This window comes from Pseudoalteromonas sp. S1609 (assembly GCF_005887255.1).
GTDB lineage: Bacteria > Pseudomonadota > Gammaproteobacteria > Enterobacterales > Alteromonadaceae > Pseudoalteromonas.
This window is the reverse complement of the sequence record NZ_PNDJ01000046.1, coordinates 1-21,000: the sequence shown is the minus strand read 5'-3', so window position 1 is coordinate 21,000 and position 21,000 is coordinate 1. Positions and strand designations below refer to the sequence as shown.

Sequence of the window (21,000 nt, the reverse complement as noted above, 5' to 3'; positions counted from 1 at the left end):
AAAAAAGCAACACTTCATTTAATCATCATAAGAATCTGCTAAAAAAACTAGCGAAAGGAAATACGGTTAGGTGTGAGAAATGCCAATGTATTTTAACTCTCGATCTTAACCCCCCTAAGCTTGGCCAAGGAGTTGTAAAGTGCCCTAATGGCTGCACTGAAATTATTTTAGACTTAAGTTGAAATTTAACCATACCTCACTGAAAAATATCTACGTACTAGCTTTGCATAATGGATTAGTGTGCACATTTTTTGTTAATTAGAGTTTAAATTACCTCAGAATAAAGCTTACTTCTCTACCAAATAGATAAAGCAAAAATAACTTTTCTCGCAAACGTCAGGTTCTATTATAACTATTAACTTACTGTGGAATATCTTCAAAATAGCCACAGGTATGAAGAGTCAATTTTTGACTCATATTTAACTGCAACCCAATTTATAATGCCTCCCTACTTCTGTATTCGAAGCGATATATTTTGCTTTTTATAGAAAACAATAACTCCCACCGTTATTACATTTTTTTGTCGGCTGTTTCTGATAAATAACTCAGTTATGGCTAACTTCACAACACCTTAATTCTTCTCTATTCTTTTGATTACTGCCTTTATTAAATAAATCTCTTTCTGATGTTTTTCGTTTTATTTCGTTCGATTTATTATCAACAGAACACAGCACTCAACCAATACTATTTTCGCACATGAATATACTAACCTATATGAGAAATGGCTACTTATTAAACTGTTAAAATGACTCTTTTCGTCATTTCTTATCAATCCTATCTTTATCACTATGAGTTAATCTGGAGTTGACTTTTAATTAGGGAAGGAAACAATCTTCAATTAGGCCATTTAAATATCGCTCATTGCAAAAGCCATTGAATCATTGAGAGAGATGCTTTTTAAAAAAGGGCGTAATTTTCCAAGCTAGTTTAATCTACCATAGCCAAAGTATTCTATATTTCTAGCCTTGGTTCACAGATACTATTCCCCAGAAAGCTAGAAATATAATATCAAATAATTTATGAATAACTTCACCTTGTGGTAAGGGTTTTTATAGATTCAAAATATTTAAACAGCTCTACATGCAAGAAAACCCCATAGAAAAGAGGGCATACACTTAAATTAAGATAAAGTTCTTGATCTTGCCCAGATGACTACCTTTTATAAAAATAAAAATAAAAATAAAAATAAAAATAATTCGTATTTTGTAAATAATGAAATGTAAACAATAAATAAAAGCATTGATTTGCATGGTTTTATTAATCCCAACTTAATTTAAGGCATTAAAACATTTCGAAAAGCAAAATAATAAGCATAGAAACAAAAAATCACTCTTTTTTCAAGGTTGATAATTGAATGAAAATGATGCAATTATGTACCCATAATAACTCAAGGAGGTTCATATGAAGAAAATACTATTTACTTTAGCCACTTTAATTGCAAGCAATAATGCCTGTGCTGAAATAAGTACATTTAGCAGAGCAAATTGCTATGTCCCTATTGCAGAAATAGGCTGGGAAAGTGTTACTTGGGGTTGGCCTGAGTCAAAACGCGCTACAAGCTCATGGCATAAAAAGGTTGGTGACCCAGCCAACAAATCCAAAAATTACAGAGATGATTTTCGTGTAACATGGCGCTCTTTTGCTGGTGCAAGCCATGGTTTTTCAGATGGCTTAGATAATAATTGGGAAGTTCGCGGTAAGCATTGGTCAGCTCAAACAGTACCTTTTAACGGCTTTTACAATTATGCAAACTCGTATGCCAACGATTGCAATTTGAATGAATGGTAATAATAAAAAGGAGTAATATATGAAACGATTAAAATTCTCTTTCTTAACTATCCTAGTAGCCTCTAGTTCGGTTTTCGCGGCTCAAAATAATACGAAACACCTTGAAGATACCAACCCTTTTGATGAGAATGCCAAACCCAACATAATGACGGAACCAAGTGGCCTTGTTAGCTACTCTTTTAAAAAAAACAGCAATAGTATTGTAAATATTGATCCTGACAGAGGCTATTTATTTGAAGCCCAACAAACAAAAATGTTTGGTAGGGTACATACTCACCCAAGTCGTGTTACGAACTTAAAATCAGAAATTCAAGATAGAATTTCACTTCAAGCTGAGCGCAAAGAAAATTTCAAAAAACGTCAGTTAAAAACTGGTTTAGTTAGTATTGAGTCAGCTGAGCTCATGTTTGACAAAACAATGCAAGGCAAACTCCCATCACTTACCCATATTCTACCTAGTTTGAAACCTGCTGTGACATATGGGGGTGGTAATTACATCACAAATAAAGGGTGGGATACGTCGGTGAGCATCATTAGAAATAAGCAACTCGGTAATATTATTATTGAGCTCTGGAATTATGAAGCTACTAATGGAGGCGTAATATTAGATTCGGATGCTGTAAACATTTCAATCATGGGAAACCCTGGTGTTTTCATAGTTAGAACTGCCGGCGATAACAGTGAGAGCGTATTATCTTGGGCAGATGAAAAGTCCGCTTATACTATAAGGTCAGACGCAGATTTAGGCAGCGGAGAATTAAAGTCAAAACTAATTGAACTAGCTGATTTAATTACAATTGAAAATTCAAATGGAGAATATTGATGAAAAAAAATATATTATTTTTATATAGCTTATTAACCGTAAGTGCACCGATTTACGCTGAACCAATAAATACTAACGGATCCGTCGAGAACGTCATTGAAGAACTAAATAATCAATCTAGTTATTCAGATAACAATATGCAAAACTTGGCTAATATTGTTGCTCCACCTTATAACCCACCACTAATGGGGTGCACTTACAAAATAAAAACAATACACAAATCAAGCTGCAATTATGTTGCATTAGCCCAAGATGTAACTAACCCTTTCACAGGAGAAATAGTAAGAAAAATAGGCTCTGATGTAAGACTTCGACATACCAAAGAAGATTCTCAATGGAGTCAAATGTTTGGCCGCGATAATAATTATAGGAAAGGTGAGGTTGCGACTGGCAGACAGATATCTGGCGAGCCAACTCAATGTGCCATCGGACCACAATACTTCCGTGCAAATACAGTGTTTTATAAATACATAAATGGAAGAATTGCTGAAAGTAAACGGGTATATTATACAGCAGAATATCACCTAGAGGCATATCCAAATTATACTTCAACACCTTATTATGAAGATGAGAAGTGTTTTTACTAATACATGCTCAAGTGTATTAGTTCAGACAAGATCTGATACATAAACCTGAAAAAGTGAGAGTTACCAGTTTTGATAAAGGTGTCGAATCTGTAAATCAAAACATATAAGAGGTAACTCTCATACTACATGACAACAATCCAACCATTAAATACAAAGCAGGTTTACTTAATCTTACAGAAGAACTGTGGCATAGTTAATTTGGCCACCCATTAAGAAAGAAATGTTATGCTAATAAGCATACAAATTTGGGTGAAAAAATGACGAAATTAAAACGCGCAACGTATTCCGCAGCAATCAAATTAGAAACAGCTCAGCTTACCGTTGACCAAGGTTATACGCAAGAAGAAGCAGCCAAAACGGTGAGAGTGGGTAAATCAACCGTCAGTAGTAACTCAATTAAAGCAAGAACGTAATGGTCAGACACCCTTAGCTTCGCCAATGACGGCCGAACAAATTGAAATCCGTGAATTTAAAAAGCAAATCCAACGCATTGAATTAGAAAAGGATATATTTAAAAAAGCTACCGCTCTCTTGATGTCCGACTCCCTAAACAATTCTCGTTAATTGATAAGTTAAATCAACGGGAGCGTTACCCAATTAGTGTGTTGTGTAGCGTATTCAATGTGCATCGCAGCAGCTATAAATATTGGGCCATACGGGATACAACGCCGACACCAGAGCAAGTAAGGTTAGAAGCTGAAATTAAAGCTATACATGCAATGAGTCGGCGCGGAAATTGTTGGGATAATGCGCCAATGGAGCGATTTTTTAGAGGCTTTAAAACGGAATGGATGCCAAAGGTTGGGTTTGAAAACTTTAAAGAAGCTAAATATAGTGTGAGTGATTATATCAAAGGATATTATAACAATGCTAGACCACATCATTATAATGCAGGTTTAGCGCCAAATGAATCTAAGGTTAGATACAAAGATTCTAAAACTGTGGCCAAAATTAGTTGACCACTACATAACGTATCAAGAGTTACTCGAAGACGGTAAAATTGATTCACTCATCGATAAGTCCCGTAGAGTAACAAATCTAAAGAACCATGTTGATGATGAAATTGAGAAAGCAGTTCCTGATTATGCCGCTTAATACCCAACTCAGGGTCAAGTCAGAACGAATTGTGTAAACAAAGGTACTTGTATCAGCCAATAGGGTACGCTCAACTTGGCTTCGCAATGGCCTAGAGAACTTCAAAAAGCGACTAAAAGCTAAAATATCACAGGAAGGAGTTATTCTTACAAAAAGTGCAAGTTGCTGCCATTGAAAAGAAAAAGAGCGATGATAGACGTGTCGTGATATTGAAACACCTCACTTGGATTACCTTGGTTTACAAAACACTTTTATGTTAATAACCTTAAGGGCGTTAAGAGCACTTACCAGCAAGCCTTTGTCGATAGCTACTTCAATATAGCGTTAGCCAAGCTCTGTATTGCCAAAAGTCAATTACACCAGCTGATATTCTTAATGATAAGGTTCTCCGTTACCTAGAGTAACATGAATTACCAATGTTGAATATTCTGACTGACAGAGGCATTGAATACCGCGGTAAAGTTGAGTATCAGCTTTATTCAGCTACCAATGATATCGACCATAAGAAAACTAAGGCAGTATCATCGCAGACGAATGGATGGTTTACAACAATTATGGCCGAACTCATCATGGGGAATATGCTGTGGTAGAACACCATTAGAAACATTATTAGATGGAAAATCGATTTGCTCTGAGAAAAGTTTAGCTCAAATCTAAACTGACAGTCACCGATAAAAAATGAGAAACTGTCAGATCTAGTACAAATTAAGTGCTAGAAAACTTACTCTTCCCACCCTTCATCAGTATATAAACCACTGTTAAGCGCAACAATTTCGATAAGTTCAGCAAAACCTAACGCAAAGTCGCCCATTAGCTCGTACTGCTGCTCACATAAGTGTAATTCATCAATATTATTTTGCTGTGCAATTTGCGTAATGATTGGTTTATCGAGAGCAAAAAAACTGAGCGTAGCCTGTGCGCTTTCAAGCGCTTGCTTGTATTGAATATCTAGTTGCTCACTTGCTAGTAACTTGTGGGTATACGCTTGGCTTGCGGTTAAAAAACCCGCTGACCATTGCTGGCAAAAGTCATATTCAAACTCAGCGGGTAACTTATAACCCAACTCAAATACTTGCTCACTCACCTGATGGTGTAATGCCATAAACAAAAATAACATGTCTTCATCAAGGTCGTTTGCTGTATCAGGGAGAATGTTTTCTAACCATTGGTGAACTTCTAATGGCTCAGGTGAACATATAACGCCAAATAAATAACCTTGGCTTTGGGTAAGGCTCATTGCGCCTGATTGGGTATTTAAAAACTCGCTGAGCAGCTTGGCATGCTGCTCAGTAAACTGAGGTATTTGCATTAAAACTCTTTATATAAAATATTAAAATTTAAGTGGGTAACGACCTTGGTTATCTGGTCTGCCTAAAAACTTCACCGCGTCATGAACTTCTTTGGGTAAAGTTAGATCAGGTTTAACATATCCCGCAACTTTAAAGTCAAAATTAGCCTTTAGTGTAGCATCTGCCTCAAGCCCTAATCTATTGTCTGGCTCGATGAGTATAGCAACATCGCCCGACTTACAACTTAATTTGCCACTGAGATCACCAATATTGAACCAACCAGTTAAACCTTGTACGTCAATATCAGGGCTGGCTATTTCACCTTGTAGTGATTGGCAATATGGCGCTCCAGAAACGTATTCATCAAGCTCTAAGATTACACGTCCTTTAGCAGTAACTGGTAACGGTAAGTCAATTCGCTGCATTGCTCGCTCAACCGTTGAACGCACTACAGTATCAGTTATTTTAAGCTCATCACTTGCTAGTGAATAACTAATATCTGCATAGCCCGATATGTCACTGCGTTCGCGAGGATTACCAAAGCGTAAGTTAGTATTCACTTGAGCTTTAAATAACGCCCAGCCAGATATATCCCAGCGTACATTATTTAATTGCTCACCTTCAAAGCGCAACTGCATAACTTGTCCCTGCCACAACGTGCCAGCAGTTTGTCCTATTTCTAGCTGCGGTGGAAAATACGGTTTAGCTAAATTTACAGCAACCGCAGCCGGTAATTTAATAACGCTAAAAACAATAAAGCTCATTAAAAAAACGATGGATAATATTATTATTTTTTTCATTAACTACTTCTCTAATACTAAACGGCTTACGCGTACATAACCGGATTTATCATCTTGGCTTAAATCTAGATTTTCTACGCTTAAACCATGCTGATTAACGAGCTCATCAATCCATTGGATTAATAGATTAAACTCTACTGAGTCGAGCGTTAAACGAAGTGAGTTATCATTAGGCTGCATCTTACTAATATTAATGCTGTAACGGCCGCGCGTATTATTAACTATTTGGCTGAGATTTTGATTACTCACAGCTTGCGTTTTACCCGCGGCTTTGAGCTTAACAATACTCTCGTCTACCCAGGCTAACAATTCTTGCTGTTTTATTTGTGATTGCTGTGCCCGCTCTATCGCAGTATTTAAAGGCCTAAAAACCCCCATCACCAAAACAAAAATGATAAATACACCGCCTGCAATCATAATTAGTTGTTGCTCTTGCTCTTTTAATGAACGCCAATATTGCATGAACTGCTGCTTCATTGTGCACCTCGCAGTCTGATTTCGCCGACGATAAAATCGCCATCATTATTTAACGAGCCCTGCTCAACAGTAACCCCTTGCTGCTCGAGAATGGCTTTAACCTTACCAAAAGTTTGAAAGTCTTTACCACGCGCTCGAATGCGCAATTCATTACGGCGTTTGTCAAAGCGTAATGTTTGTGGCGTAAACTCATTCACTTGCGAAAACACGCTAACCAATTTACTGGTTAAATCTAAAAAGCCAGCATCGCTAACACCTTGTACTTTATTCAATGCACCCTGTATTTGATTTTTAATTAAATGAGGGCGTACTCGTGTACCGGGAAAGGCTTTTTGATATCGCGCTACTACTTGCGATTTAGCTACTTCTAGCTGCGAATTAAGCTGATGCAATTCAACCGCTTTAATAGTCACACTTGATACCAAGGCAACCACACTAATAATGGCAGCACTTTTCCAGTAACCCCACCATAACGCAGTTTTCTTTTTAAGGGTGTAAGGTCCTTGACGCAAATTAAACTTAAGTTTATCAAGTTGTTTAGCAAATAATGCTAACGGTAACTCATAGTCACTTGTTTGCGGATATAAGTTAAGTGCTTCTGGAAACTGATCAGCGGGGCTGTAATGCTTGATATCAGGATTGCCCAATGCTACTAAATACTCTTTTAGCCAACTGCTTTCAACCGCGCTAATGTGCCAGTCACCTTGTTTAAAGAGCCACTGCTTATTAAGTTCGATGGCAGTAACACATGACTCTTCAGCGCTTGGCAATAGTAATGCATCCGGTACTATTTGATACGGAGTGAGTTGATGTTGTTCAAATACTTCTAACCAATGCTCAAACCAATTACGGTTCGTTAGCGCAATCTTAATTGCATGCTGCTCATCAACCATAGTTGGCTCCCCAAGCGCGATATAAACGTCGTCTATATCACAGGCAAGATCTTCTTCGAGCATATAGGGCAATGCTTGCTCTAATTTACGGCTCCACTTTGTTGGCAGTGTCACCGTTTTTAATTGCACTTGGTCACATGGTAAAAGTACCACAAGTTCTCGGGTTAATGCTTTTTCAGTTAGTTCACTTAACTGATTGGCATTTTGTAGCTCGCCACTGGCTATTATTTCTTGTTCTTGTGGTGAGTATATTAACCAGTTAAGTAAATCTTGCTCGGTTTGACCCGTGCGGATCAACAGTATCTCTGTCACTGTACGCCTCCAAATTTTCGCGCCAGTATCGTTACCTCGCCATTGCTGGCATACAGTAATGTGGTCATCGAAAAACGCAAATCAACAAATTTTGCCTGCGTTTGTAATTTAAAATATTCACTTTTTAAACTAAAAAGCTTTTCTACTGCTTTGATATTTTTGCCGCCTTGTTGTTTAACAGACTCAAAAAACTCTTCAATATTATCAAAGCCATTTTCAGGTCGCGCTGCAATTACCGCTTGAGCACCCGAAACACTCAGTTCGTCTATTAGGCCACTGAACAATAAAGCTTGCTCTTCAGTGACCGTATTAACATTAATTGAAAGTAACGTACTGCCAGGGATCACACAGACAAAAGGCAGCACCTTTTCCATCACTAAAGGGTTAAACCCTTTAATTAAACGCAGTTCAGATACCGAAGCAAATAGGCTATTTGCTGTCATATACGGAAACTGACGCGATAAATACTCGCCCTCTTCAGCTCCTGAGCGATACGTAATACTATTTTTATCTAACCAGTCAAAAACACTATCAGCCATACCTTCTTCAGACTCATCACTGGGTAAGTCTTCTATATTTTCTAATATGGCAAACAACGCTTTATGCGCAGGGTTCGTTTTATTAGTACTGTTTGGGTCGGGCTCAGCACCAAGCGCATTTAAGTTTAAACAAGCTTGTAAATCAGTTAACTGACCGCTTAACGTGCCGTTATCAACTGGATACTTAACATCACCTTGCTTTGCCCACGGCTGCGCTAAGGTGGTTTTTTCTGGATCGTCTTTTTTACTTTGAATTAAGCCTTTAATAGCTAATTCTTCAGCGCCGTAAGCATACCATTTAGCCTGTTGCTGACTTTGCAAGTTAGTACTTCTTTGTACCTGTAACATTAAGTTCGCACTCATTTCTACGGCTAAAATAGCAGCCAGCGCGACAATAAATAACACAATAACTAACGCCGCGCCGCGTGATGTTTTTTGATTCATCAAGGCGTTCCTCGGCCATTTGGTTGCGATTGGTTAGTACCATCATTAACCGGTTTTGGTAGCTCTTTACCGAGTCCTGGCACTAAAAAAACGCGCCTAATTGGTTCTGCGTTCATTTGCTTTAACGTTACAGCGACCGCTTTAGGTAACGCCTTAATTTGCCAGTTTTCTTGCCACTCTGCGTTACCATCTAAAAACTCAAATTTAAGCTCTTCTACGTCAGCTAAAACAACTTGGCTACGAGGCTCCATATTATCAAGTTGATCAACATAAATGCGATATACTCGTTCTAAGTTGTCATCAATTACTCGATAACCAACAGCTTGCAGCTCTGAGCGAGGAAGTAAATTAATGGGATTCATCCAACCATCACGCACAAAGGCAATGCCATCAAGCTGGCTTTCTAAAATGTAGCGCCCTGCAAGTAAGTAACTCTCTTGAAAATCCCCAGCTTCATTACGCACTTGGCGTTTAGTCATTTGGCTAAAGTCTTGATCCATTAGCCTGAAGGCTGTTTGTAACCCATTTAGCTCAGCAATTTTTTCATCTGATGCTTCTTTGGCACGCGTGGTGGTATCAAGTATTTGGTGGGTGGCCATAATAACAAACGCCAACACCCCTAGTGCCACCATCACTTCTAATAATGTAAAACCGCGCTGCTTCACTTATGGCTTACCTTTATTTAAGTAAGTACTTAACTCATAAATTGAATTTTCATACTTATCATCTGTAAACACATTAATAGTGACCTTTACAAAGCTCTTATCAGCAGTGGGCACAACATCTTGGCGCCAAAACCATGCAATCCCCGCCATCATCTCAGTGCCGCGGGTACCATTTTTACCTTGCCATTTTTCGCCTTTCGTTCGTTGTTCTACCAATACATTCTCGGCTACCCATGAGCCATACGTTTGCTCTTCAATACTCGATAAGTGATGAATATGCTCACCAGTTGCTTGCATTGCAGCAATACCCGCCATAGCACAAATACTTAGCGCAACTAAGACTTCTAATAAGGTAAAACCTTGGTATTTTTTCATTATTGGGGCTCTCGACGAAAATCAACTGGCGCTGCAAATTTACCTTCAATAAAATATACCGGCTCCGCCTGATCTTTTAACTCAAGCATAAGCTGAAATGCACTTACATCAGCAGAGGATAAAAGAAGTACTTGAGGAACTTTTAATTTTTTAAGTTCTAATAAACTATCTTCATTATCGCCACTCATTAACTCACGCCAGTTAGACTGCTCTAATAAGTTATCTTGTGCCCAAGGTAGGTCTTCTAGATTAAGTGTTACTTTAAATTGCTGGTCAAACTCAATTGGTTTAAATAACTCTTCCCGCTCAAAGCTGGTCCACTTTTCGCCATCAAACACTAAAAACTCAAGCGTATTTTGATCAACTAATAAACCTAACTCTACCTGATTAAGTACGGCAAATTCCGATGCGGCATTAATGGTGGTATGCAGCCTACTTGCTTGCTTATCTAGCTCTTCCTCTGCGCCGCCATCTAAGCTGTATACCACCATTTTGGTGGCAAAGGCGATGATCACCAATACCACTAAAATTTCTATTAAACTAAAACCATATTGCTTCGCACTCAGGTGCTTAAGGTTTACCCGCATGGTAAACCCCAATCAACTAAGTTTAAGCGTATGATTAAGTTAATGCCCATTACTGCTTATCTTCACCCCAGTTACCAATATCATCCTCAGTAGCCGGTTCGCCATCAGGCCCCATTGAAAAAATATCAATTTTACCTACTTCACCTGGGTAAATAAGTTGGTAAGGGTTGCCCCATGGATCTTCTGGCAATTTACTAATAAAACCGCCATCAGGAAAACGCTTTGGGATAGGCTCAATGCTGGTTTTAGTTACCAACGCCTCAAGCCCTTGCTCTGTACTCGGGTAGCTTTTATTTTTTAACTTGTAAAGGCTAACGGCATCTTCTAACTGCTGAATATCTAAATGCGCTTTATCAATAGCCGCTTCTTCTTGCTGACCCATAATATTAGGTGCCACAATCGACATGATCATCCCGATGATAACCAATACCACCATCACTTCTAATAAAGAAAAACCTGATTGTTTATTCACGTTATTACCTCGTTATTCTAAAAACACTAAACAAAAATGATTTAATTAAATCATTAATATAAAAAATAATTAAAGGCCAACAGCCTTATTCATTGCCATAATTGGCTGCAAAATTGCCATTACTATAAACAGTACAATGACTGCCATAGAGGCAATCATTGCGGGTTCTAATAATTTTAATGACACATTGACCATACTTTCAAACTCGCGATCTTGATTATTAGCGGCTCGCTCTAACATTTGCTCAAGTTCACCAGACTTTTCACCACTGGCTATCATATGCAGCATCATTGGTGGAAACAACTTAGTTTGCTGCAGTGAAGCACGTAGGCTTGCCCCTTCACTTACTCTTTCTGCGGCATCAGCCACAGCTTGTTTGATTTTTTCGTTAACTAATACCCCACCAGAAATACGCATTCCTTCTAGTAGCGGTACTGAACTTGACGATAAAATACTTAAAGTACGAGCAAAGCGCGCTGTGTTAATCCCTCTAGCAACTTTACCTATGCCTGGCATATGTAATACTTTTGCATCCCACCAAAACCGTACCTTAGGTTTTTTAAGCGCATACTTGATTCCAACCGCGGTAGCGGTGATCACCAGTAAACTTATAAACCAGTAATTTTGCACAAAATGACTACCCGCCATAACCCACTCGGTAGTCCAAGGTAAAACTTGTTTGGTTTTTTCGAACGTTTTTAATATTTTAGGTACTACGGTACCTAATAACACCGAAACAATACCAATAGCAAACACCACCAAAATAATCGGATACACCATAGCCTGCGTAATTTGACTGCGCATATGTTGGCGCTGCTCGGTATAATCAGCTAGCCTGTTGAGCACTTGATCTAAGTGACCTGACTTTTCACCTGCCGCCACCATAGCGCGGTATAAATCGTCAAATACATGCGGAAACTCACTCATCCCATCAGCCAGGGTATAACCTTCCACTACTTTAGAGCGCACCGACATTAACATACGTTTTAAGCGTGGTTTTTCACACTGCTCAGCAACCGCCATTACCGCCCCTTCTACAGGAAGGGCAGACTGAATTAAGGTTGCAAGCTGACGAGTGATCAAAGCGAGATCGGCAGTTGATATGGTTGGTTTAAATAAAGAACCGAGTAAAGGTACTTTTTGACCTTTAACTTGTTTGTCATCTTGCGCAGCAGGCACCACCTCAAGTGGTGTAAGCTTTTGATCGCGCAGAAGCTGACGAACTTGCTTAGCTGTATCGGCTTCTAAAATACCTTTTTTTTCTTTTCCCCGGCCATCTAATGCGCGGTATTCAAACGCTGCCATAGTTAGCCTTCCTCACGCGTTACGCGCAGCACTTCTTCAAGCGTTGTTTTACCTGCAAGCACACGGCTGCAGCCATCTTGACGAATGCTTGGGCTGTGCTTACGAATGTATTTCTCTACGCTTTGCTCACCTTTACCGCTGTGGATCATTTCACGAATGGTTTCGTCGACGACTAATAACTCGTGAATACCAGTACGACCTCGGTAGCCATTAAAGTTACACTCTTCACATCCTACCGCGCGGTAAATCGTCGGAGCATTGTCAAACGGTACGCCGAGTAATTCACATTCACGCTCATCTGCAACGTGACCTTCTTTACAGCTATTACATAAAGTACGTACCAAGCGCTGGGATAATACCCCTAGTAATGAAGACGATAATAAAAACGGCTCAACGCCCATATCTTCCATACGAGTGATTGCGCCTGAGGCGGTATTAGTATGTAACGTAGACATAACTAAGTGGCCAGTAAGTGATGCTTGTACACCAATTTGGGCTGTTTCTAAATCTCGTATTTCACCGACCATAACTACATCAGGATCTTGACGTAAAATAGCGCGCAGACCACGGGCAAAAGTCATATCAACCTTGGTATTAACCTGTGTTTGGCCAATGCCAGGAATTTCGTACTCGATTGGATCTTCAACCGTTAAAATATTGCGATCCCGCGAGTTAATTTGGCTCATACCTGCATATAGCGTGGTACTTTTACCAGAGCCTGTAGGGCCTGTTACTAAAATTATACCGTGAGGCTTGCTAATTAAGTCGGCAAACAGCTCTCGGTTTCGAGCTGTCATACCTAAGTCTTCTAGGTTTAAACGTGCATTGTTTTTATCAAGCAAACGCAGTACCACTCGCTCACCAAAGCTCGATGGCATAGTCGACACACGCACATCTACAGCGCGCCCAGCGATACGTAAACTAATACGGCCATCTTGCGGTATGCGTTTTTCTGCAATATCGAGTTTGGCCATTACTTTAATACGCGATACCAACAAAGAGGCTAGTTTACGATTAGGCTTTAGAACTTCTTTAAGTACCCCATCCACCCGAAAACGAATAACCAGCTCTTGCTCAAACGTTTCAATGTGGATATCAGAGGCGCCTTCTTTAATTGCCTCACTGAGCATGGCATTAATCAGCTTTATAATAGGTGCATCGTCGTCACCGGCAAGCAAGTCTTCTGTTTGAGGGAGCTCATCAGCTAGTGAGAATAAATCAACCTCATTACCAATATCTTCCATCATTTGCTGAGTTTCTGAGCTATCACGTTGATACGATGCTTCTAGTAATAGCTCAAACTTATCATCTTCTAGTTGCTCAAGTGTAAAGCCATGTCCTGCAATACGACGCACTTCTAATAATACATCAACATCAAGCTCGCCACGGTAGTAAACAACTCGGTTATCCTTATGTTTACTAAGTAACGCGCCAACACGTCTGGCATAAGAAAACGGCAAACGTTTTGCAGGCAGTTCAATTAAGTCATCTTGAGCAAGCTGTTCATCATTACTATGAGTAATTGGATGAACAACATCTTGATTAATATCTTCTATCGCATTAGTCATCATTACGCTCTTGTGCATTTTGTTTGCGTAAATGCTCTTCATACGTTGGTGGTAACAACAATTCGTCATTCCACTCAGGTAAAATAGGTGTGTCTGACATTGGCATTAAATTAATACCATCTTCACGTTTTTTAAATTGTTCACCGCGAATAAAGTTATATTTATTAAAGCTAAGTTTATTCATACTAACGCCATCGCGAATAATGGTCGGTCTTATAAATACAATAAGATTACGCTTACGCTTTGTTGTATTAGTTGACTTAAATAAGTGCCCTAAAATAGGGATGTCGCCTAGTAATGGCACTTTTGACACGCTTTCTTGTACATCTTCATCTATCAAGCCGCCTAATACCACCATGCCGCCATCATCTGCCATTACGGTTGTTTTAATTGCGCGCTTATTGACTGAAATATCAACTGCCGTTGCACCACTTACACTAGAAACTTCTTGCTCAATGGTTAATTGCACTGCAGAACCATCGTTAATTTGTGGTGTCACTTTAAGTTTTATACCCACTTCTTGACGCTCAACCGTTTGAAATGGATTTTCATTGTTACTACCGGTTTGTGAACCGGTAATAATAGGCACTTCTTGACCAACTAAAATAGACGCCTCTTCGTTATCCATAGTGGTAATAGATGGAGTCGCTAGAATATTAGAATTAGTATCGGTTGAAACCGCTTGAACAATTGCGCCCCAGTCATTTTTAATTACCCCCATAGCTAACCCATTAATACCACCAAGTAATGACGCAAGCGGGCCGTAGTCGCCTTCTTTTGTCTCTTCGTAAGGTGTTGCATTTCCTGATTCGCTACCAGTGACCACTTTTGTCACCGTTTTATCACGGGCTTGCTCAGCCGCTACGGCTAAAGAGCCAACAGGTACTGTTGTACCGTTGTTAAATTGCAGCATGCCGCCTTCTTCTGAAATCCATTGCAGGCCAAAGTTAACGCCATCGCCTTCCATTACTTCAATAATAATGGCTTCCACTAGTACTTGTGCGCGGCGAATATCTAAGCGCGCAATAACAGATTCTAGTGAACGCATCGTATCTGGCTGAGCGGTAATAACTAATGAATTAGAATCTGGATGAGCTTCAATGCTAGTGTCGTTCTTATTGCTACTGCGAGTTTTGGTTGCCCCACCTTTTGAATCCTCTGCCAGCGATTTGCTCACACCTTGGAGTACTTTTACTAAATCTTCGGCCTTTGCGTAATTGAGGTAAAACACTTTGGTATTACCTTGGCTTTCCAGTTCACCATCTAAACGTTTAATGAGCTCAATGGCACGTGTGCGTGCTTGGCCTTCACCACTGACAATCACACTATTAGTACGACCATCAGCTACGACTTTAGGAATTAAAAACTCAGGTACGCTACCCTTGCCACTATCTTTATAAATATTCTCTACTACAGAGACAACATCATCAGCTGTTGCGAACTTGAGCTTAACGATATCGACTCGCTTATCACCCGCTTGATCAACAGAGCGAATAATTTCTACTAAGCGGTTAACCGAGGCTGCATGACCAGTTAGCATCATGACGTTGGCCGCATTAAAGTTAGCAACGTGACCACCGTCTTTTTGGTCGCTAAATTGGCGAACTAAAGGACCTAATTCTTGTACGCTTACATTTTTAACTCGCACAACCCGTGTAATCATCATATCGCCAAGCGCTTGGCTATCAGCAGTAATTAATGGCACGTTTGATTTTTTAGCATCTGAGCTTTTTTCTATTTTGATTATGTTGTTATCCATTTCAACGGCTGAATAACCGTAAACTTCTAAAACATTTAAAAAGAACTGATAGTAAAGCGCCTCATCCATTAATTCATAACTACGTACATTTACTTTGCCACGCACGTTAGGATCAATAATGATGGTTTTATTAAGGTTTTTGCCAACAATATTAATAAACTCATTAATATCTGTGCCCTTAAAGTTAGCAGCATATTCAACAGCAGCAACCGACATAGAAAGACTTGCCGCTAAAAAAAGTGCTGCATACTTAGCTAACCCTTTTTTAATTTTTTTGAGGTGTAGCACCTGAACCATTATGTTAAAACTCCAAAGCTAAGTTATTGCAGACTAAATAGTACATCTATTTGCTCACCATCACGCTCTATTGTGATAGTTGCATCTGTACTGTTTCGCAGCTCATTCATTGCTGCCATTGCCTGTTTTAAATCTGTTAATTGATAACCGTTAATTGCCACGGCTAAATCGTTATTTTGTAATCCCATTTGTTTAAATAGTTCGGGCTCTTTACCTGGACTCAAACGATAACCTATAAGTTCCCCATCATTCATCGCTTGAGAAACACGTATATAATCAAATAGCTTACCAGGTTCTTCTAAAAGCTCTTCGCGAGTTTCTATTAATGCTTCTTTCACCTCAAGGTTGGCAGTGGCATCAATTTGTTCATCGCTTTGTGCTAAAGGCGCTAAAGGTCCCATTTCAGACTCATCTCGTGCAGCGAGTACTGGCATTGATACTGTTTTAGTAAAGTCGAGTCCATCAAGCATTAAGGTTTCAAAGCGGCCACTTACATCTAAAATCACACGATCTGGGAGTATTTGCGATACTTTCGCACGTGTACCTTGCACCACATCCTCCACTAAATAACTCGTCTGGCGACCTTGTGACTCAATAATAGCCATTCCCGCCTTATCATCATTACTCACAGCAACAATACCGGTTAAGTTAATACTAAGACGCGTTTCAGGGGCATTATTGATAACTTTAGTTTGCGAAGCAGTATTGGTATTTTTTGTTACATTTACTTTACCAAATAAAAATTGCTCAATGATCGAATCTATAGACTGGTTATTACCGCCCATTGCTTGGCTAGAGTGGCTAATAGGAACAAGGGGCGATGTTATTGGCTGCGGCCATAATAACCACATCAATTTTGATAATAAAAATGCAATATAAACAACAACTAAAACCATAACCATTGCACTTAATCTCGCGTGCGGTAAACGGCTTAATAAATGTTTAAATTGTTGAACGTGCTGTTCCATAGGTAGTATTCTTATTTTAATTTATAACGAAATCACTCAGCCATAGTACCTTTTCATTTTTCATTCAACAAGCACGCTAATATTAAACTTTGTAAACAGATTGATTTATTTATCGTATCAGCTATCAAGCAATAGCTACATGCGGTAACGGTTTCGTGATAATTTACCTAGTAGTAAATTTACTAGGGATGTTTTATGACAAAGAAAACTAAACTCAATGACAGCTCAGAAAGCGCTGACGCACTTAAAGTGAGGTTGGACAAATGGTTATGGGCGGCTCGATTTTATAAAACGCGTGCAATAGCACGAGAAATGGTACAAGGCGGCAAAGTACATTATAATGGCCAGCGCAGTAAGGCTAGTAAAATTGTAGAAATTGGCGCAATTATAAAGCTAGCCCAAGGCGTTGACGAAAAAACTATCACAGTATTAAATATACTTGAAAAGCGCCAAAGCGCCCCCATTGCACAGTCCATGTATCAAGAATCTGATGCTAGTATTGCTAAGCGTGAAGAAAATAGTATTGCACGCAAAAATAACAGTTTCTTTGCCCCACATCCGGATAAAAAACCAGATAAGAAGCAAAGACGCGAACTTTTAAAAATGAAATCAAGTTAGGTATAGTCGCTCATGCAACAAGATTTACTTCACCGCTATTTATTTGACAACCTCGATGTTCGTGGCGAACTCGTACAAATAGACAACGCTTACAATGAAATGATTGCGAAACACAATTATCCAGAGCCCGTTAAAGCATTATTAGGTGAGCTGCTTGTTGCAACCTGTTTATTAACAGCAACGTTAAAGTTTGAAGGCGAAATTGCGGTTCAACTACAAGGTGATGGACCCGTAAAATATGCGGTGATCAATGGTGATGATCAACAAAATATGCGTGGCATTGCGCGATTACAACGTGAAGTAACTGGCTCAACGGTAAAAGAGCTCATTGGCCAAGGCTACATGGTTATCACGATTACTCCAACTCAAGGTGAGCGTTACCAAGGTATAGTACCTTTAGAGCATGATACATTAAGTGAATGTATAGAAAGCTATTTTGAGCAGTCTGAGCAATTAAAAACACGCCTTTGGTTTGCAACCGATACTAAAGAGGGCAGCGCCAAGGCATGTGGGCTATTCTTACAAGTACTACCTGTAGATAAGCAAAAATCGATTGAAGATTTTACTCACTTAGAAGCACTCAGTAATACTATTAAAGATGAAGAACTACTAGAGCTTGATGCCAGTACTATTTTAACGCGCCTTTATCATGAAGATAACCCACGCGTATTTGACCCTCAACCAATTCAATTTAAATGTGGTTGTAATCGCGAAAAAACGATGACTGCTTTAGTTAATGTTGGTCAACAAGCGCTTATGGATGATGTCGAAAAAAATGGTGAGATTAAAATGAGCTGCCATTACTGTTTAAAAGATTATGTGTTTAACGAACAAGATATAAAAAATATATTTAACTAATCTAGATTTTTTAAAGCACACTATAAAATAGCCATAATTTTTTATGGCTTTTTTATGTCCAAAAAATGACACCGGTATCACAAGCTGAGCATTTTTCATGACACCGGTATCATTGAAATTATTCATGTTTTTCCCTTAATTTATATGTTTTTACGGTGTTTATAAGCTCGAATATCCTTAATCCATCTGTTACTATATTTGCAGCTTAAAGGTTACTAAGACCCAGAGCTATCCCGTTCAATCTCACACAATTTAGGTATAAACATGACTTCAAGCGCTACCCGTTTTGTCGATCTAACTGCAGCTGAACTTGTCGAACACGCTATCAGCCGTGGCGAAGGGACTTTAGCCGCCAATGGTGCTTTTGTAGCTAACACTGGTCGTCGTACCGGTCGTTCTCCAAAAGATCGTTTTATTGTTCAAGAATCAAGTACTGAAAATGAAATCCAATGGGGTAATGTAAATCGCCCATTCGATGCAGATAAGTTTGACGCCTTATGGGCACGTGTAGAAGCACATGTGCAAAGTAACGACCACTTTATCTCTCACCTTGAAGTAGGCGCTGATCCAGAGCACTACCTTCCAGTGGTTGTAACAACAGAAACTGCTTGGCACCATATCTTCGCTAAAAACATGTTCATCGAACCACAATCATACAACAAAGCCGACTTTCCTCAGTGGCAAGTAATGAACGTACCTTCGTTTGTATGTGATCCAGAGCGCGATGGTACCAATAGCGATGGCACAGTTATTATTAACTTTGCACAACGTAAAGTGTTACTCGCTGGCATGCGCTACGCGGGTGAAATGAAAAAATCGATGTTCTCTGTGCAAAACTTCCTACTACCAGCGAAAGGTGTATTACCAATGCACTGTTCTGCTAACGTAGGTGAAGCAGGCGATACCGCATTATTCTTTGGTTTATCTGGTACAGGTAAAACAACATTATCAGCAGATCCGACTCGCTTCTTAATCGGTGATGACGAGCACGGCTGGGCACCAGGTAGTGTATTTAATATCGAAGGTGGTTGTTACGCTAAATGTATCGACCTTTCTCAGAAAAACGAACCTGTTATCTGGGACGCTATTCGATTCGGTACAATTTTAGAGAATGTGGTACTTGATGAAAACCGTGTTCCTGATTTCAACGATACCAGCCTAACTCAAAATAGCCGTGCAGCTTACCCACTAGAGCACGTTGAAAAACGTAAAGTTGAAAACCGCGCAGGTGAGCCTAAGGCTGTTGTTTTCCTAACATGTGATGTGAGTGGTGTACTACCGCCGGTATCTGTACTAACCGAAGAAGCTGCAGCATTTCACTTCCTAAGTGGCTACACAGCAAAAGTAGGCTCTACAGAAATTGGTTCTACTAGCGATATTGAATCAACATTCTCAACCTGTTTTGGTGCACCTTTCTTCCCACGTCCTGCAGGTGTATACGCAGAGCTTCTAATGAAGCGTGTACGTGAATTCGGCGCTAAAGTTTACCTAGTTAACACTGGATGGACAGGTGGTCCTTACGGTATTGGTAAGCGTTTTGATATTCCAACAACACGAGCTGTTGTGGATGCAATCGTATCTGGAAAATTAGCCGGTGTAGAAACCCAACACATTGACGTGCTAAACCTAGACGTACCAGTTGCAGTGCCGGGCGTAGATAGCAAGCTTCTTAACCCAATCAATACCTGGGAAGACAAAGCTAAATACGCAGAGTATGCGGCTAAGCTAGCATCTGATTTCACAGAAAATTTTGCTAAATACGACGTATCTGACGAAATTAAAAACGCAGGCCCTAAAGTTTAATAATCACCTTTAGCCTGATAATTAAAACGCCAACCTTGAGTTGGCGTTTTTGATCCTACCTATTTTACTTCAGCAACGTAGTTACTTTAATAATTGCTGATAAGCCACCTATTAGCTAAAACGTTTCCCTATGTTTTGTGCATTTCTTAATAAAGGCTCACCGAAAGCCTATTAAGCTTTAAAGTAGCAGTTACTAGTTTGTATATCTCAAATTAAATGCTATTAAACTATGTTACATTAGTACAGTTACGGGTTGTCATCAGCAATGAAACAATCTGTAGGGTGAATCTGTCCAATACCTCACTCTTTACCCTGTTAGAGCACATAAAACAACACTAGCTATTACTGGTAAACTCCTACGAACACAAGAAGGCTCAAGTCATTCGAGTCTTGCTTGCTTTTGGAGTGAATGTGCTACCACGCAGTAGAATATCGTAGTGCCTAGAGCGCTAGAGAGCCACATTGAAAGGTACATTTAATGTTTTTAATGGGATGTGCGTTGGCTCTGAGGTTAACGCAGTGCAACTGATAGCTGATAGCTGATGGCTAATACTTTCACTTTTCTTCAGACGTAAAAAAGCCCGACTCTTTCGAATCGGGCTTTCTCTTATTTGGAGCCTGGTAATGTCCTACTTTCACATAACAAATGCTACACTATCATCGGCGCTGTTTCGTTTC

Annotated in this window: 19 protein-coding genes and 2 pseudogenes; 8 read left to right on the top strand and 13 right to left on the bottom strand. The window is 39.5% G+C overall.

Going from position 1 to position 21,000, the window contains the following annotated elements; all coding sequences use genetic code 11:
- Positions 1 to 1,401: 1,401 nt before the first annotated feature.
- The 5 genes and pseudogenes from CWB76_RS13070 to CWB76_RS20315 all read left to right on the top strand — a co-directional run.
- Positions 1,402 to 1,788: a hypothetical protein gene (locus CWB76_RS13070; protein WP_138608193.1), complete on the top strand. Its 387-nt coding sequence runs from the start codon at positions 1,402 to 1,404 to the stop codon at positions 1,786 to 1,788.
- Between the two features lie 19 nt (positions 1,789 to 1,807).
- Entirely contained in the window at positions 1,808 to 2,611 is an 804-nt protein-coding gene (locus CWB76_RS13065) for a hypothetical protein (RefSeq protein WP_138608191.1), read from the top strand.
- Positions 2,611 to 3,198: a hypothetical protein gene (locus tag CWB76_RS13060; protein WP_138608188.1), complete on the top strand. Its 588-nt coding sequence runs from the start codon at positions 2,611 to 2,613 to the stop codon at positions 3,196 to 3,198. Before CWB76_RS13065 ends, CWB76_RS13060 begins: the two co-directional genes overlap by 1 nt.
- A 257-nt stretch (positions 3,199 to 3,455) precedes the next feature.
- Positions 3,456 to 4,157, top strand: a pseudogene (locus CWB76_RS13055) (integrase core domain-containing protein).
- Positions 4,156 to 4,950, top strand: a pseudogene (locus tag CWB76_RS20315) (transposase family protein); the annotation flags it as partial. The pseudogenes CWB76_RS13055 and CWB76_RS20315, both read left to right, overlap by 2 nt.
- Positions 4,951 to 5,014: 64 nt before the next feature.
- Here the strand turns inward: CWB76_RS20315 and CWB76_RS13045 are convergent.
- The 13 genes from CWB76_RS13045 to gspC all read right to left on the bottom strand — a co-directional run bounded on the left by CWB76_RS13045 (position 5,015) and on the right by gspC (position 17,043).
- Complete coding sequence (locus CWB76_RS13045) at positions 5,015 to 5,602, bottom strand: UPF0149 family protein (RefSeq protein ID WP_138608186.1); 588 nt, start codon at positions 5,600 to 5,602, stop codon at positions 5,015 to 5,017.
- A gap of 21 nt (positions 5,603 to 5,623) precedes the next feature.
- A complete protein-coding gene (locus tag CWB76_RS13040; RefSeq protein WP_138608184.1) occupies positions 5,624 to 6,382 on the bottom strand; it encodes a type II secretion system protein N in 759 nt (252 codons plus the stop codon).
- Between the two features lie 3 nt (positions 6,383 to 6,385).
- On the bottom strand, positions 6,386 to 6,859 hold the full coding sequence (locus CWB76_RS13035) for a type II secretion system protein M (RefSeq protein WP_138608182.1): 474 nt from the start codon (positions 6,857 to 6,859) through the stop codon (positions 6,386 to 6,388).
- Positions 6,856 to 8,064 (bottom strand): type II secretion system protein GspL, encoded by a 1,209-nt coding sequence (gene gspL, locus CWB76_RS13030; RefSeq protein ID WP_138608180.1) that lies wholly within the window; start codon positions 8,062 to 8,064, stop codon positions 6,856 to 6,858. The genes CWB76_RS13035 and gspL overlap by 4 nt, the downstream gene beginning before the upstream one ends.
- Positions 8,061 to 9,047 carry a type II secretion system minor pseudopilin GspK gene (gene gspK / locus CWB76_RS13025; protein WP_138570970.1) on the bottom strand — a complete coding sequence of 329 codons (987 nt, stop codon included), beginning with the start codon at positions 9,045 to 9,047 and terminating at the stop codon, positions 8,061 to 8,063. Before gspK ends, gspL begins: the two co-directional genes overlap by 4 nt.
- Complete coding sequence (gspJ, locus tag CWB76_RS13020; RefSeq protein WP_010393015.1) at positions 9,047 to 9,712, bottom strand: type II secretion system minor pseudopilin GspJ; 666 nt, start codon at positions 9,710 to 9,712, stop codon at positions 9,047 to 9,049. Before gspJ ends, gspK begins: the two co-directional genes overlap by 1 nt.
- Positions 9,713 to 10,087 (bottom strand): type II secretion system minor pseudopilin GspI, encoded by a 375-nt coding sequence (gene gspI, locus CWB76_RS13015; protein ID WP_138608178.1) that lies wholly within the window; start codon positions 10,085 to 10,087, stop codon positions 9,713 to 9,715.
- Positions 10,087 to 10,674, bottom strand: a complete 588-nt coding sequence (gene gspH / locus CWB76_RS13010; protein ID WP_010393010.1) for a type II secretion system minor pseudopilin GspH — start codon at positions 10,672 to 10,674, stop codon at positions 10,087 to 10,089. Before gspH ends, gspI begins: the two co-directional genes overlap by 1 nt.
- Positions 10,675 to 10,723: 49 nt before the next feature.
- Entirely contained in the window at positions 10,724 to 11,146 is a 423-nt protein-coding gene (gspG, locus tag CWB76_RS13005; protein WP_010393008.1) for a type II secretion system major pseudopilin GspG, read from the bottom strand.
- 69 nt (positions 11,147 to 11,215) lie between these two features.
- Complete coding sequence (gspF, locus tag CWB76_RS13000) at positions 11,216 to 12,451, bottom strand: type II secretion system inner membrane protein GspF (RefSeq protein WP_075169550.1); 1,236 nt, start codon at positions 12,449 to 12,451, stop codon at positions 11,216 to 11,218.
- Positions 12,452 to 12,453: 2 nt separating this feature from the next.
- A complete protein-coding gene (gene gspE / locus CWB76_RS12995; RefSeq protein WP_010393003.1) occupies positions 12,454 to 14,019 on the bottom strand; it encodes a type II secretion system ATPase GspE in 1,566 nt (521 codons plus the stop codon).
- The gene (gene gspD / locus CWB76_RS12990) at positions 14,012 to 16,075 is read right to left on the bottom strand and encodes a type II secretion system secretin GspD (protein ID WP_138563766.1); all 2,064 of its coding nucleotides are present in this window, start codon (positions 16,073 to 16,075) and stop codon (positions 14,012 to 14,014) included. Before gspD ends, gspE begins: the two co-directional genes overlap by 8 nt.
- 23 nt (positions 16,076 to 16,098) lie before the next feature.
- A complete protein-coding gene (gene gspC, locus CWB76_RS12985) occupies positions 16,099 to 17,043 on the bottom strand; it encodes a type II secretion system protein GspC (protein ID WP_138608175.1) in 945 nt (314 codons plus the stop codon).
- A 195-nt stretch (positions 17,044 to 17,238) separates the two neighbouring features.
- Between gspC and hslR the strand changes: the two genes are divergently transcribed.
- The 3 genes from hslR (at position 17,239) to CWB76_RS12970 (ending at position 20,322) form a co-directional block, all read left to right on the top strand.
- Positions 17,239 to 17,661 carry a ribosome-associated heat shock protein Hsp15 gene (gene hslR / locus CWB76_RS12980; RefSeq protein ID WP_138608173.1) on the top strand — a complete coding sequence of 141 codons (423 nt, stop codon included), beginning with the start codon at positions 17,239 to 17,241 and terminating at the stop codon, positions 17,659 to 17,661.
- A 12-nt stretch (positions 17,662 to 17,673) separates the two neighbouring features.
- Positions 17,674 to 18,519 carry an Hsp33 family molecular chaperone HslO gene (hslO, locus tag CWB76_RS12975; RefSeq protein ID WP_138608171.1) on the top strand — a complete coding sequence of 282 codons (846 nt, stop codon included), beginning with the start codon at positions 17,674 to 17,676 and terminating at the stop codon, positions 18,517 to 18,519.
- A gap of 264 nt (positions 18,520 to 18,783) precedes the next feature.
- Positions 18,784 to 20,322, top strand: coding sequence for a phosphoenolpyruvate carboxykinase (locus CWB76_RS12970; protein ID WP_138608169.1), 1,539 nt, complete (start codon positions 18,784 to 18,786; stop codon positions 20,320 to 20,322).
- Positions 20,323 to 21,000: the final 678 nt, after the last annotated feature.

Bases quoted from the DNA above. Each gene is read 5' to 3' on its own strand.
- hslO (WP_138608171.1), top strand. From the start codon at position 17,674: ATGCAACAAGATTTACTTCACCGCTATTTATTTGACAACCTCGATGTT.
- CWB76_RS13035 (WP_138608182.1), bottom strand. From the start codon at position 6,859: ATGAAGCAGCAGTTCATGCAATATTGGCGTTCATTAAAAGAGCAAGAG.
- CWB76_RS12970 (WP_138608169.1), top strand. From the start codon at position 18,784: ATGACTTCAAGCGCTACCCGTTTTGTCGATCTAACTGCAGCTGAACTT.
- CWB76_RS13040 (WP_138608184.1), bottom strand. From the start codon at position 6,382: ATGAAAAAAATAATAATATTATCCATCGTTTTTTTAATGAGCTTTATT.
- gspK (WP_138570970.1), bottom strand. From the start codon at position 9,047: ATGAATCAAAAAACATCACGCGGCGCGGCGTTAGTTATTGTGTTATTT.
- CWB76_RS13045 (WP_138608186.1), bottom strand. From the start codon at position 5,602: ATGCAAATACCTCAGTTTACTGAGCAGCATGCCAAGCTGCTCAGCGAG.
- gspC (WP_138608175.1), bottom strand. From the start codon at position 17,043: ATGGAACAGCACGTTCAACAATTTAAACATTTATTAAGCCGTTTACCG.
- gspD (WP_138563766.1), bottom strand. From the start codon at position 16,075: ATGGTTCAGGTGCTACACCTCAAAAAAATTAAAAAAGGGTTAGCTAAG.
- CWB76_RS13070 (WP_138608193.1), top strand. From the start codon at position 1,402: ATGAAGAAAATACTATTTACTTTAGCCACTTTAATTGCAAGCAATAAT.
- gspE (WP_010393003.1), bottom strand. From the start codon at position 14,019: ATGACTAATGCGATAGAAGATATTAATCAAGATGTTGTTCATCCAATT.
- gspH (WP_010393010.1), bottom strand. From the start codon at position 10,674: ATGCGGGTAAACCTTAAGCACCTGAGTGCGAAGCAATATGGTTTTAGT.
- CWB76_RS13065 (WP_138608191.1), top strand. From the start codon at position 1,808: ATGAAACGATTAAAATTCTCTTTCTTAACTATCCTAGTAGCCTCTAGT.
- CWB76_RS13060 (WP_138608188.1), top strand. From the start codon at position 2,611: ATGAAAAAAAATATATTATTTTTATATAGCTTATTAACCGTAAGTGCA.
- hslR (WP_138608173.1), top strand. From the start codon at position 17,239: ATGACAAAGAAAACTAAACTCAATGACAGCTCAGAAAGCGCTGACGCA.
- gspF (WP_075169550.1), bottom strand. From the start codon at position 12,451: ATGGCAGCGTTTGAATACCGCGCATTAGATGGCCGGGGAAAAGAAAAA.
- gspI (WP_138608178.1), bottom strand. From the start codon at position 10,087: ATGAAAAAATACCAAGGTTTTACCTTATTAGAAGTCTTAGTTGCGCTA.